Source organism: Lysobacter sp. Soil_C_59, assembly GCF_057656415.1.
In genome coordinates this window covers 755,546-767,940 of the sequence record NZ_JBDGKK010000001.1, presented here as the reverse complement: position 1 = coordinate 767,940, position 12,395 = coordinate 755,546, and the positions used below count along the sequence as shown (strand labels likewise).

The window sequence follows — 12,395 nt, the reverse complement described above, 5'->3', positions numbered from 1 at the left end:
CCCGGAACAGTGAGCGATTGCCAATGCCCCATTCCCTGCACGATTCGATCCCCGCCGCCGCACCGGCGTTGACGCTGTTCCAGCGCGACGACTGCCATCTGTGCGACCTGGCGCTGGAGGTGCTTGCGATGGCGCGCTCCCCGGAGTTCGAGAGCGTGTTCATTGATGCCGATGACGGCCTGGAGCAGCGCTACGGCGTGCGCGTGCCGGTCCTGCGCGACGAAGGTCGCGGCATCGAGCTGGACTGGCCGTTCGACGTCGAGCGGCTGCAGGCGTTCCTGGCCGTGGAAACGCCGGCGTAGTAGGTAGGAGCGAGCTTGCTCGCGATCAGGCCTGACCGCGGTCGATACGCCTGATCGCGAGCAAGCTCGCTCCTACACCAGGCTTATTTCACCGGGGCGAAGACGACCTTGGTGCTGATTGCCACTTCATTCGGGATCAGTGCCGTATCGGCCCAGTCGCCCGTGCCCACGCCGAAGTCCAGGCGCTTGACCGTGGCCTTGCCGTTGAGCACCGGCTGCGCGCCCGGGGTCCAGGTGAAGGTCAGCGTGACCGGCTTGCTGACTCCGCGCAGGCTCAGCGAACCGTCGGCTGCGTACTGGTTTCCGCCGAGGCTGCGGAACTTCGTCGCGGTGTAGCGCGCCTGCGGAAACTTGCCGGACGCAAAGAAATCACTGCCCTTCAGCGCATCGTCGCGATCGGTGTTGGCCGTGGTCGCCGACGCCAGCGGGATGGTCACGTCGAGCTTGGCGGTGGCCAGCTGCGCCGGGTCGAAGCTGAAGTTGCTGACGAAGCCGGGGAATCGGCCGGTGAATACCTCGCCTTCGTACTTGCTGGCGAAGGTGAGGGTGGAGCCGGCGGCCTGAAGGTAATCGGCGGCAAACGAGGGCGCGGCGACCAGCAGGGTGGCGGCCGTCGCGGTGGCCAGGGTGAAGCGCCTAACGGCAAGAATCGACATCAACGGATCTCCGGAACGGGGGAGGAGGCGCGACGCCGGCCCGGGAGCATCCGGGACAGGGTGTCGTCGCGCTGGAACAGGTGGTGGTACAGCGCCGCCGCCGCGTGCACGGCAACCAGCGCGATCAGGATCCAGAACAGCCACTCGTGCCAGTCACGCACCAGCGGTTGCAGTTGCTGGCTGGGCGCGGCGATCTTGGGCATCTTGAACAGCCCGAACCAGCGCATCGGACGCAGTCCGCTGACCGAGTCGTAAAGCCAGCCCGACAGCGGGACGGCGAAGGTCAGTGCGTACAGCAGTCCATGGGTGACGGTGGCGATGCGATGCTGCCAGTTCGGTGTTCCGCTCACGGCATGCGGCGCGCCGGCGAACAGGCGCCACACCAGGCGCAGCACCATCAGCGCGAGTACGGTGATGCCGAACGACTTGTGCAGGTCGTAGACCCAGAAGTAGCGAGGCGACTTGGGCAGTTCGACCATCACCAGGCCGATCACGCCCAGGCCCAGGATCAACAGCACGATCAGCCAGTGCAGGAACTGGCTGACAGAGCCCCAGCGGTCGGCGGTGTTCTTCAGGGTCATGGGGTCGGTTCCGGAGGGGGTTCCTGGGTGGCCGGCTCTTGCGAGGCAGGTTCGGCAGTGATCGGCTCGGCGGGCGCAGGTGCATCGTCGGCAGGTGGTGCGGCCTCATCGGCTGGCTCGCCTGCGTTGCGGTCGCGCAGGGCTTCGGCCTCGATGCGCAGGTCGACGCGATCACCGATCACGTTCTTCCATGCGGTCATGCCGAACTCGGCGCGGCTGAGCGTGGCCGTCGCGGAGAAGCCGGCGGTGCGATGGAACGGCGGCAGCGGATGGCGCTTGACCGCGTTGAGCGTCACGTCCATGCACAGCGGCTTTGTCACCCCGCGCAGGGTCAGCTCGCCACATACCTTGGCGTGGTCGGCATCGACCGGCTCGACGCTGGATGAGACGAAGTGCGCCTGCGGGTGATGCTCGGCGTCGATCAGGTTGGTCGCCAGCACCGCCTTGTTCCATTTGGCGTCGCCCAGGTCCAGGCGCTGCAGCGGCACCTGCACGTCCAGCCGTGCCGACTTCCAGTCGTCGCGATCGAACACCAGTGTGCCGGTGCTGCCCGAGACCGTGCCCAGCGCATGCGAGAAGCCGGCGTGCTCGACCGCGAACATCACGCGGGTGTGCACCGGGTCCAGCGACCAGGTCTGCGGTGGCGCGGCCATTGCCAGCGCCGGCGCAATGCCAAGCACGGCGAGCACGCTGGCCAGGCTGATCGGGCAGATCCTCGGCATCGGGCAGGGGCGCATGGCGGGCGGTTCCGGAAGGCGAATCCAAGGCAGCGATTCTAGGCGCAGGCGGGTGAACGGGTCGGTGGACCGCCGCAACGGATCGTTGCAGCCACCGGGCCGGGCCCACGGACTTGCGCTGCAACAGCGCTTCGCCCAGCCTAGCGGCGGGGACAGGAAGCCGGAAAGGGGCAATGCGGACACCAGCAATCCCGACAGTGATGCTTGCGTTGTTGCTGGCGTGCACAACCCTGGTACCTGCCAAGGCCGCCATCCCGGAAACCCCGAGGCCGCGCCAGATCACCGTGGCCGATGGCCTTCCGTCGAACCGCATCAACGGCATCACCGAAGACCACAACGGCTACCTGTGGATCGCCACCAGTGACGGGCTGGCGCGTTACGACGGTATCGGCTTCCGCATCTGGCGTGCCGAAAACGGCCTGCGCGACAACTTCGTCTGGGCCGTCCACGTCGATGCGCGCAACCGCGTCTGGATCGGCACCAGCCAGGCGGGGTTGGCGATGCTCGACGCCGACCGCAAGCAGTTCCGCTATTTCAACCGCAGCAACACGCCGCACATGGGCAGCGACACGGTATGGGCGGTGACCTCCACACCCGATGGCGCGATCTGGTTCGGTACTTCTTTCGGTGGTCTGCATCGGCTCGACGCCGATGGCAAGGTCACGCGCTTCATGCCGCAGGCCGGCGACCCGCGCAGCCTGCCCGATGCCGAAGTCGGGCAACTGGTGGTCGCGCCCGATGGCAGCCTGTGGGCGGGCACCAAGGGCGGCGTCGCACGCTGGACGGGTCGCGACTTCGAGCGCCTGCCGCCCAACGCGCTGAGTTCGCCGCTGGTCAACGGCATTACCGCCGAATCCGACGGCACGCTCTGGTTCGCGACACCGCGCGGCGTCGGCGTGCGTCGTGTCGACGGCAGTGTGTCGGCGACGCCGTGGGCGGATGTCGGCATGAAGGACTCGATCCTGCATGTGCTGCTGCGCGACCGCAGCGGCATGTACTGGTTCGACGTACCGCAAGGACTCGGGCGCGACGAGCACGGCAAGCTGAGCGTCGTGCCGCTCTACAGCGGCACCGCGCAGGGACTGGTGCGCCCGGGCTGGGTAGGTGCCTACCAGGACCGCGAGGGCGGGCTGTGGTTCGCCAGCAGCAGCAACGGCCTGTGGTACCTGGCCGCGAACTGGCGACAGTTCGCGGTGATGTCGCGCCGCATCGACGACGTCACTTCGCTCGCCAACGCGCACGTTCGCGGCATCGCTCCCTCCGCCGACGGCGCGATGTGGCTGGTGGGCAGCGGTGGCGTGCTCGATCGTCTCGATCCCGACAGCGGCACGGTCACCCACGTCGTGCGCGATGTCGGCGACGGTTACATCCTTTCGCACGTGCTGGAGGATCGATCCGGCACCATCTGGGTGAGTTACGTCGGCGGAATCGCGCGGATAGAAGCTGGCGCGCACCGGCTGCGACGCTGGAGCGTGGACGAGGAGAACGACCCGGCACCGGCCGGCGAGAGCAAGCTGGTGGAAACCGGCGACGGCATGATCTGGCTGATCACCGAGGACGGGGTGATGCAGGTGCGCTCGCCCGACGGCAGCATCCGCGAATCGCTGGTCCCCGGTGCGGCTATCGGCCTGGACAGTGACGTCTTCATCGAACAGGCCGGGCTTGGCCCCGACGGTGCCCTGTGGCTGGCCGGCAGCAATGGCATGTCGCGCTGGAATCCGGGCAAGCACCGTTTCGAGCCGATCCCGGGTGCCGGACGCGACCGCGTCCACGGCTTCGCCGCGGATGCCCGCGGCCAGGTCTGGCTGGCGCGACTGGGCGAGCTGCAGTCCTATCGCTGGGCCGGTGGCACCTTGCAGCGGCAATGGCGCATGGGCACCGACGATGGCCTGCCGCTGGTCGCAGCCGGTGGCTTGAGCGTGGATGCCGCCGGCATCGTCTGGATGTCTAGTGTGCGCGGCCTCACCCGGATCGATCCGGAGCGGCGCGCGGTGCGGGTGTACGGCGTGCGCGACGGCCTGCCCAGCCAGGAGTTCGACATCGCGCCGGTGACGAGTCCGCGCGACGGCAAGATCCTGGTCGGCAGCCCCGAAGGACTGGTGCTGTTCGACCCGGCGACGGTGCGGCCGAACACGCAGGCGCCGCACCTGGTGATCGAGAGCATCGATGCCCGTCGCAACGACCGTCGCATCACCTTCGTCCCGGCGCGCCCGTTCGAGATCAACCACGACGACCGCGACCTGCGCATCGTCGCGCGGCTGCTGTCGTTCAACGACGCCCGCAATCACGCATATCGATTTCGACTGGCCGGCTACGACAGCAACTGGGTCGACGTGGGCGCGGTCGGCGAGCGCGTCTTCTCGCAGCTCAAGCCGGGCCAATACGAACTGCAGGTGGCCGCACGCACCGCCGACAACGTCTGGTCGCGGGCGCAGACGATTGCCTTCACCGTGGCCGCGCCGTGGTGGCAGACGTGGGCCGCGATCGCCGGATTCGTGGGGCTGGCGGCGCTGCTCGGCTGGTGGGCTGCCGACGTCTACCGTCGTCGGCTCAAGCGCCGGCACGACTGGCAACTGGCGCAGCAGGAGCGCGAACTGGCCAAGCAAGCCTCTTTGGCCAAGACCCAGTTCCTGGCCACGCTCGGCCACGAAGTGCGCACGCCGATGACCGGCGTGCTGGGCATGAGCGAGTTGTTGCTGGATACACCGCTCGATGGCCGCCAGCGCGGATACGTCGATTCGATCCGGCGCGCCGGACGCCACCTGCTTCGACTGGTCAACGATGCACTCGATCTGGCGCGGATCGAATCAGGCAGGCTCGAGCTGGCCGATGCTCCCTTTGCGTTGCACGGCGTGGTCGACGAGGCCGCCTCGCTGATGGCGCCGCTGGCGCAGCAGCGTGGGCTGGCATTCAACACCGACCTCGGCACGGATGCGCCGGCCGGACTGCGCGGCGACGCCAATCGGGTCTGCCAGATCCTGCTCAACCTGCTAGGCAACGCGATCAAGTTCACCGAGAAGGGTTCGGTGTCGCTGCGCGTGTCGGCATTGTCGCCGCATGGAGTTCGCTTTGAAGTGGCCGACACCGGCCCGGGCATCAGCGAGGAACAATTGGCACGGCTGTTCCGCCGCTTCGAGCAGGCCGAGGGCATGCGCACCGCCGCGCGTTACGGCGGCAGCGGCCTGGGCCTGGCGATCTGCCAGGAACTGGCCGAGGCGATGGGCGGTGGCATCCGTGTCGAAAGCACGCCGGGCGAGGGCGCGCGTTTCATCGTCGACCTGCCTCTGGCAGAAGCACCTGCGCCCGCCGCGCACGATGGCGGCGACGCGTTGCTTGCCTCTCGCGGAGGTCCCTTGACGCTGCTGCTGGTGGAGGACGACCCGACCGTTGCAGAAGTCATCACCGGCCTGTTGCGCGCGCAAGGTCATCGCGTCACGCATGCGGCGCATGGACTGTCGGCGTTGACCGAAGCGGCGACAGCGTCGTTCGACGCGGCATTGCTCGACCTCGACCTGCCCGGCATGGATGGCCTGGCACTGGCAGAGCACCTGCGCGCACAGGGCTTCAGCCGGCCGTTGCTGGCAATCACCGCGCGCGCCGATGCCGATGCCGAACCGCAGGCGACTGCCGCGGGCTTCCATGGCTTCCTGCGCAAGCCGGTGACGGGAGCGATGCTGGCCGGTCTGCTCGAAGGCGTGCCGCGGCGGTAGCAAGATCCGGATAGCGGGGCGACAAGCCAGTCGCGACGCTCATGGGCCCTGGCTGGAAGTGATCCGGATGAGAGCCCCGATCGTCATCGTCATCGGCGCGTGCGCCGCATTGCTGCACAGTCCGCACGCCAGTGCGGACTGCACGCTGGCCTTCGCACCGCCCGAGCTTCGGCAGGCCGCCAGCGAGCGCTACTACCGATCGCCCAGGCGTGATGCGACGCCGCCCGGTCGGCTTCCATCGGTCGATCGGCAGGAGGTTCGCAATCCACCGGTCGGCGACTTGCGGTCAGAAGATGCCAGGGACAACGAAGAAGCCGCCATTCGCCGAGTATGGCAGGGCGGTTCGCCAGCTCCTTGATGGTCGAGCGTGCGGCGCGCTACGCTCGTGGCCACGCAGGGGCTGCGCAACGCAGGGGGAATCGTGAATCGACTGGCAGGAATTCTGGCAAGCATCGCAGTGACCGCGGTTCTCGGTGCTCCGGCTCACGCCGGAGACCATGGCCACGAACGGACCATCGACCAGGCATCCGACCTGGTTCCCTGGTGTCGGTCGGAGGCGGAGTCCCGTTACATCGCACGGAACATCACGCCTTATCAGTGGTCCGCCTCATACCACGACCGCAGCAATGTCCTGTACGTGGAGGGGAGGTTGCGCGTCCACGGCGACGACGTCGCGGTCCGTTGCCGGATTGCACGGGGCGCGCGCGAGGGTTACGGCGTCATCGAGATCGACGACCCGTCACTGTAGTTCGCTTGCGTCAACCAGAAACTCCCAGGGGAAAACCAGTTGAAGCCTTCTGCTCGTCGTCTGGCGATGCTCGCCGCCCTGCTGTGCATGACCGTCCATGCCGTCGGTTGCACCGTGGCCCAGCCAGACCCGGGTGACGTGGCGGTCTACCAGGACCGTCCCTACGTCTTCGGCCATGAAGGCATCCGGCCGGAGGTGCTGACGGAAGGCCGCGACGTCACGTGGTGGTCCACCAACGTCATCTACGTCACCACCGCGCCGCAGACCCTGCACGTGCCGTTCCAGGACCTGTCGTCGATGGACAACATCCTGCTCGACTTCGACACCAGCGTGCAGCTGCGCGTGATCGATGCCGCGGACACGCTCAAGCGATTCGGTCCGCAGTGGTGGGCGAACAACGTGCTGTCGCCGTACAACTCGATCGTCCGCAAGGCGGTCAAGTCGGAAAAGATGGCACAGATGATGTCCGACCCGGTGGCAGCCGAGAAGGTCGACCAGGAAGTGACCGACCAGCTGCGCGCGCTGGTCAAGGCCTCGGGCATTCGCGTGGAAGTGATGGCGGTGAATCTCGGCAAGGCCAAACCGAACGACAACGTGCTGGCGCAGATGAACAACACCGCCGCCGAACAGCAGCGCAACCTGACGCTGGTCGCCGCCACCATCGCCGAGCAGCAGCGCAAGCTCGAGCAGGAAGCCAAGGCCGACGCAGACAACGCCTACCGCAACAAGATGGGCCTGTCGCCCGAGTTGTACCTTGCCCGCCAGCTGGCCGAGATCCAGGCCGAAGCGTGCAAGGCGGCGACTGCGTGCTACCTGGTGCCGCAGGGCACGAACGTCGTCGCCAAGTGAGCCACCGGCGGCGCCCTTCGGGTCGCCGATCTGCAGGTTGCCTCCCTCGGTAACGACCAAGGGGTCTACAATCACTCGATGGATTATCAGTTGGTCATCAAGTTCTGGCGCAGGTCACTCGAGGACGAAACGTTCCTGGAGACCATCGAGAGCGAGTTGAAGCAGGCGCTGGGCGATACCGTCCAGCTCGATGGTTACGACGTCAGCAAGAACGAGATCAATCTGTTCATGGTGACCGCCGACCCGAAACACTCTTTCCGGCGCGCCAGGGATGTCCTGGAGCGCATGGGTCTGGTGAAGGGCGTTTCCAGCGCATACCGCCTCGTCGGCGGCGCGCGCTTCACGTCAGTCTGGCCGTTGCGCTCGACGCGCAAGTTCACGCTGCCCTAGCGCGTGTCGCGGCAACGGGCGTACCGGTCTGGTACGCCCGCAGTGTGCGCTTAGCGCGCGCTCAGCTCATGCACCGCCGCCACCAGTGCGGCCACGTGGTCCGGACTCATGTCCGGCGACATGCCATGGCCGAGGTTGAAGACGTGGCCTTCGCGCGAACCGCCATTGCCGGCGGCGTAGTCGTCCAGGGCGCGGCCGACTTCGCGGCGGATCGCATCGGGCTGCGCGTACAGCGTCACCGGATCGAGGTTGCCCTGCAGCGCGACCTTGCCACCGGTGCGGCGCGCGGCATCGCCCAGCTCCACCGTCCAGTCCACGCCGACGGCTTCGGTGCCGCTGGCGGCCAGTTCCTCGAGGTAGACGCCATTGCCCTTGCCGAACAGGATCAGCGGCGTCTTCTCCTCGCCGCGCGGCAGCTCCTGCGCGATGCGCTTGAGGTAGCGCAGCGAGAACTCGCGGTACATCGACGGCGACAGCACGCCACCCCAGGTGTCGAACACCTGCAGCGCCTGCGCGCCGGCCTGGCGCTGCGCATCGAGGTAGGCGATCACCGAGTCGGTGACCACGTCGAGCAGCTTGTGCATCGCCGCCGGGTCGTTGAGCGCGAGCGACTTCACCTTCGAATAGTTGTCGCTGCCGCCACCTTCCACCATGTAGCAGGCCAGCGTCCACGGGCTGCCGGAGAAGCCGATCAGCGGCACCGAGTTGTCCAGCTCGCGACGGATCGTGCGGACCGCGTCGGTGACGTAGCGCAGCTCGCGGTCCATGTCGGGCACGGCGAGGCGGGCGATGTCGTCGTGGCTGCGGATCGGGCGCTCGAACTTCGGGCCCTCACCCTCGACGAAATACAGGCCCAGGCCCATCGCGTCGGGCACGGTCAGGATGTCGGAGAACAGGATCGCCGCGTCCAGCGGGAAGCGGCGCAGCGGCTGCAGGGTGACCTCGCAGGCCAGCTCCGGGTTCTTGGCCATCGCCAGGAAGCTGCCGGCGGCGGCGCGGGTGGCGCGGTACTCCGGCAGGTAGCGGCCGGCCTGGCGCATCAGCCACACCGGGGTCGCGTCGACCGGCTCGCGGCGCAGGGCACGCAGGAAACGGTCGTTCTTGGGGGGCGTGGGGGCTGCGGTCATTGCGGGTCCTTGGTAACGCTGGGCGCGTGGGGCGCATGGTTCTGGGGGCGCGTGGTCCGGCCATGCCGGGCACGCGGGGCGGCATTATCGCCGCTGCGGGCACCTGTCTGGCGACCCCGTCGCGGGCGCCCGTGCACCGGACTGTTGCGGCAAAGGGCTACTTCGGGGCGTCGGCGCCCTGTACGAACATCAGCTGGAAGCCGCGCTTGAGCTGCTGGTCGCGGGCCTGCTCCAGTGCTTCCAGCGCGCTGGCCTGGTCGAGGAACTGCTCGCGCCGCAGCGTGCTGCGACCGCCGATCTGGCCCGTCTCGCGCACCAGTGTCCAGCCGCCGAGCAGGTCGGGCTGCAGCATCAGTTGCACGAAGCGTGGTGCTTCTCGGCCGTCCGGCCGTTGTTGCAGTAGCAGGCGCATGGCCGGATTGTACGGGAGCGGCAGCAGGCCGGACGTGCCCGGCGTCGCCGCTCAGGCGGCGCGCAGCACGTCGAGCACCAGCTCATCCGGCACGCCCCGGACCACGCTGGCCAGGCCGGCGTGGTCCCACAGGATGAAGCGCAGTCCGCCGGCTTCGGCCTTCTTGTCCAGGCGCATGCGCGCCAGCAGGGCCTGCGGGTCGAGCCCGGCCGGGATGGCGGTCGGCAGCCCGAGGCGTTGCAGCAGCGTCTGCAGGCGCTGCGCGTCGGCAGCCGAGGCACGCCCCAGCGCGGTCGACAACCGCGCCGCCAGGACCATGCCGACGGCGACCGCTTCGCCGTGGTTCAGCGCCTGGCTGCCGGCACCGGCGTAACCCTGCTCGGCCTCGATCGCATGGCCGAAGGTGTGGCCGAAGTTCAGCAGTGCGCGTTCGCCGTGTTCGTAGGGATCGCGCGAGACCACTTCGGCCTTGTACAGGCACGAGCGCGCGATCGCCTCGGTGAGGGCGACGTCGTCACCGGCCGCGAGCGCCGATGCATGCGATTCCAGCCAGCCCAGGAAGTCGGCGCCGAACACCGCGCCGTACTTCACCACCTCGGCCAGGCCGGCGCACAACTCGCGCGGCGGCAACGTGCGTAAGACGGTCGTGTCGGCGATCACCGCACGCGGGGCGTGGAAGGCGCCGACGAGGTTCTTGCCCGCCGCCAGGTCGACACCGGTCTTGCCGCCCACCGAAGAGTCGACCATGGCCAGCAACGTGGTCGGCATCTGGATCACGTCGATGCCGCGCATCCAGCAGGCCGCGGCAAATCCGGCCAGGTCGCCGATCACGCCGCCACCCAGCGCGACCACCGTCGCATCGCGCGTGGCGCCAAGCGTGGCCAGCGCATCCAGGCACTGGCAGAAGCGCGACAGGGTCTTTTCCTGTTCGCCGGCCGGCATCACGAAGCGCGTCACCTGCATGCCCGCGCGCGCGGCGTGCAGGGTCTGCTCGACGCGGTCGGCGTAGAGCGGGGCGACATTGCTGTCGCTGACGATGAGGGCATGGCGACCACGCAGCACATGGCTGATCCGCACCGGATCGGCGAGCAGGCCGGGACCGATGCTGATGTCGTAAAGCGATTCGCCTTCGACCCTGACGGTGCGCATGGTGCTCATGACGGTTCCTTGCTGTGCGCGCGCTGCAAGCCGGAGTCGACCGGGGCAGGGGCGCCGCGTTGCCACTGCGACTGCAGTTCCTGCGCCAGTCGCGAGGCGACTTCGGTGGCGGTGTGGTGGTTGGTGTCCAGGCGCAGGTCGGCGACCTGCGCGTACAGCGGTTCGCGCTCGGCGGCGAGGGCGTGCAGCACCTGCTCGCGGTCGCCGCGTGCAAGCAGCGGGCGGCTGCGGTCGCGTGCAAGGCGTTCGATCTGGCACTCGACGCTGACGTGCAGGTGCACGACGAAGCCGCGCTCGCGCAGCTGCCGGCGATTGTCGGGATCGAGCACGGCGCCGCCACCGGTCGAAAGCACCATGCCGTCGTCGGCGAGCAGTTCGGCCAGCACGCTGCGCTCGCGCGCGCGGAAGCCGGCCTCGCCCTCGCATTCGAAGATCGTATTGATGCTGGCGCCGGCGCGTTGCTCGATCTCGCGGTCGACGTCGACCAGGCGCAGGCCGAAGCGATCGGCGAGGAGGCGGCCGATGCACGACTTGCCGGCGCCCATGGGGCCGACCAGGACGAGGTTGCTGGCGGGGTTCATCCAGCGATTGTAGCCAGCCGCGACCGCGCGCGTGCTCGCGTGATCTTGACGGGGCGCGGCGTACGGTCGATTGCTCCCCATACCGTCGAACCCGGGAGAACCGCCATGTCGGTCGTCAAGGTCATCGAGCTCAACGCCGCGTCCAAAACCAGCATGGAGGACGCGGTCAAGGTCGGGCTCAAGAAGTGCGCCGAGTCCGTGAAGAACATCAAGGGCGCCTGGGTCAACGAGATCAAGGTGGTCACCGACGATGGCGGCAATGTCATCGAATGGCGGGTCAACCTGAGGGTCAGCTTCGTCGTGCAGTGATTGGCCGTCGCTGCGCGTCCAGCAGCACCGTCCATTCCGCGATGCCGGGCAGGCGCAGCAACGCCTGGCGGCTGACCCGCTCGAACAGTTGCACGAAGCGCTGCACGTCGGCCGCACTCATCGGCCGCGCCGCGGGCACCTTCGCCCGGGCCTGCAGCGACTGCTCCTGCTGCCAGCGCCATTGCGGGACCGTATCGAAACCTGGCGGCTGAAGGAACAGCAGTCTGTCCAGTCGTGACCACAACCGCGGATAGTCGCGCGCCAGTGCCTCGTTGCAGTACCGGCGCCAGCTGCCTTCCGGGTCCTCGTCGCGTTCAACCGCGTTGATTGGCTCGCGCAGATCCTCCGTGGTCTGCGCCGGCGTCTTCAGGAACCAGCCTTCGAACAGGGTCAGGTCGACCGCGCGCGCCGACGGCCAGCGTGATGGCGGCAGCCGGGTGTCGGCGAGCTTGTCGAAGCGGGGCAGTTGCACCTGTCGGCCATCGCGCAACGCATCGAGGGTCGCGCAGGCCAGGTCCAGGTCGTGGGTTCCCGGCGGTCCGCGCGTGGCCAGCAGGGGATGAACCTGGCGACCGAGCCGTTGCCGCTCGCGCCGGCCGAGGTAGAAATCATCGATCGACAACACCGCCACGCGCAGGCCGCGAGCGCGCGCAAGCGTGGCGACCTGCGCGGCCAGCGTCGACTTGCCCGAACCCTGCAGGCCGGTGATCGCATGGATTCGACTGCCGTGGGCGAGGGCGTCGTGGAGCACCTTTTCGACCAGGTCCGTGTCGAAGCCGGGCGACGTTTTCGCGGGCACGTTGTCGGAGGGATGCAGCCGTGGCGACATCGGCCC

The 12,395-nt window shown here is 68.2% G+C and carries 14 protein-coding genes; 6 read left to right on the top strand and 8 right to left on the bottom strand.

Features of this window, described 5'->3' with window-relative positions:
• Positions 1–23 precede the first annotated feature (23 nt).
• Entirely contained in the window at positions 24–302 is a 279-nt protein-coding gene (locus tag AC3A3Q_RS03450) for a glutaredoxin family protein (protein ID WP_487584884.1), read from the top strand.
• A gap of 83 nt (positions 303–385) precedes the next feature.
• On the opposite strand, the gene AC3A3Q_RS03445 is transcribed toward AC3A3Q_RS03450, so the two are convergent.
• Genes AC3A3Q_RS03445 through AC3A3Q_RS03435 form a run of 3 tightly spaced genes read right to left on the bottom strand, consistent with a single transcriptional unit; the run spans position 386 to position 2,261 of the window.
• Positions 386–958, bottom strand: coding sequence for a YceI family protein (locus AC3A3Q_RS03445; protein WP_487584883.1), 573 nt, complete (start codon positions 956–958; stop codon positions 386–388).
• A complete protein-coding gene (locus AC3A3Q_RS03440; RefSeq protein ID WP_487584882.1) occupies positions 958–1,539 on the bottom strand; it encodes a cytochrome b in 582 nt (193 codons plus the stop codon). The genes AC3A3Q_RS03445 and AC3A3Q_RS03440 overlap by 1 nt, the downstream gene beginning before the upstream one ends.
• The gene (locus AC3A3Q_RS03435) at positions 1,536–2,261 is read right to left on the bottom strand and encodes a YceI family protein (protein WP_487584921.1); all 726 of its coding nucleotides are present in this window, start codon (positions 2,259–2,261) and stop codon (positions 1,536–1,538) included. Before AC3A3Q_RS03435 ends, AC3A3Q_RS03440 begins: the two co-directional genes overlap by 4 nt.
• Positions 2,262–2,449: 188 nt before the next feature.
• Here AC3A3Q_RS03435 and AC3A3Q_RS03430 point away from each other — a divergent pair, with 188 nt between their 5' ends.
• From AC3A3Q_RS03430 to AC3A3Q_RS03415, 4 genes are all read left to right on the top strand, one after another.
• Positions 2,450–5,986: a sensor histidine kinase gene (locus tag AC3A3Q_RS03430; protein WP_487584881.1), complete on the top strand. Its 3,537-nt coding sequence runs from the start codon at positions 2,450–2,452 to the stop codon at positions 5,984–5,986.
• A gap of 421 nt (positions 5,987–6,407) precedes the next feature.
• Positions 6,408–6,734 carry a hypothetical protein gene (locus AC3A3Q_RS03425; protein ID WP_487584880.1) on the top strand — a complete coding sequence of 109 codons (327 nt, stop codon included), beginning with the start codon at positions 6,408–6,410 and terminating at the stop codon, positions 6,732–6,734.
• Positions 6,735–6,800: 66 nt separating this feature from the next.
• A complete protein-coding gene (locus AC3A3Q_RS03420) occupies positions 6,801–7,583 on the top strand; it encodes an SPFH domain-containing protein (protein ID WP_487584920.1) in 783 nt (260 codons plus the stop codon).
• Positions 7,584–7,661: 78 nt separating this feature from the next.
• Positions 7,662–7,973, top strand: a complete 312-nt coding sequence (locus tag AC3A3Q_RS03415; RefSeq protein ID WP_487584879.1) for a hypothetical protein — start codon at positions 7,662–7,664, stop codon at positions 7,971–7,973.
• 50 nt (positions 7,974–8,023) lie between these two features.
• On the opposite strand, the gene hemE is transcribed toward AC3A3Q_RS03415, so the two are convergent.
• The 4 genes from hemE to AC3A3Q_RS03395 all read right to left on the bottom strand — a co-directional run bounded on the left by hemE (position 8,024) and on the right by AC3A3Q_RS03395 (position 11,251).
• A complete protein-coding gene (gene hemE, locus AC3A3Q_RS03410) occupies positions 8,024–9,100 on the bottom strand; it encodes a uroporphyrinogen decarboxylase (protein ID WP_487584878.1) in 1,077 nt (358 codons plus the stop codon).
• 157 nt (positions 9,101–9,257) lie between these two features.
• Positions 9,258–9,512, bottom strand: a complete 255-nt coding sequence (locus AC3A3Q_RS03405) for a WGR domain-containing protein (protein WP_200604265.1) — start codon at positions 9,510–9,512, stop codon at positions 9,258–9,260.
• Between the two features lie 51 nt (positions 9,513–9,563).
• Positions 9,564–10,670 (bottom strand): 3-dehydroquinate synthase, encoded by a 1,107-nt coding sequence (gene aroB / locus AC3A3Q_RS03400; protein WP_487584877.1) that lies wholly within the window; start codon positions 10,668–10,670, stop codon positions 9,564–9,566.
• Positions 10,667–11,251 carry a shikimate kinase gene (locus tag AC3A3Q_RS03395; RefSeq protein ID WP_487584876.1) on the bottom strand — a complete coding sequence of 195 codons (585 nt, stop codon included), beginning with the start codon at positions 11,249–11,251 and terminating at the stop codon, positions 10,667–10,669. The genes aroB and AC3A3Q_RS03395 overlap by 4 nt, the downstream gene beginning before the upstream one ends.
• A gap of 105 nt (positions 11,252–11,356) precedes the next feature.
• On the opposite strand from AC3A3Q_RS03395, the gene AC3A3Q_RS03390 reads away from it, so the two are divergent.
• Positions 11,357–11,560, top strand: a complete 204-nt coding sequence (locus AC3A3Q_RS03390; protein ID WP_487584875.1) for a dodecin family protein — start codon at positions 11,357–11,359, stop codon at positions 11,558–11,560.
• On the opposite strand, the gene AC3A3Q_RS03385 is transcribed toward AC3A3Q_RS03390, so the two are convergent.
• Positions 11,541–12,389, bottom strand: a complete 849-nt coding sequence (locus tag AC3A3Q_RS03385) for a kinase (protein WP_487584874.1) — start codon at positions 12,387–12,389, stop codon at positions 11,541–11,543. The genes AC3A3Q_RS03390 and AC3A3Q_RS03385 overlap by 20 nt on opposite strands.
• Positions 12,390–12,395 lie beyond the last annotated feature (6 nt).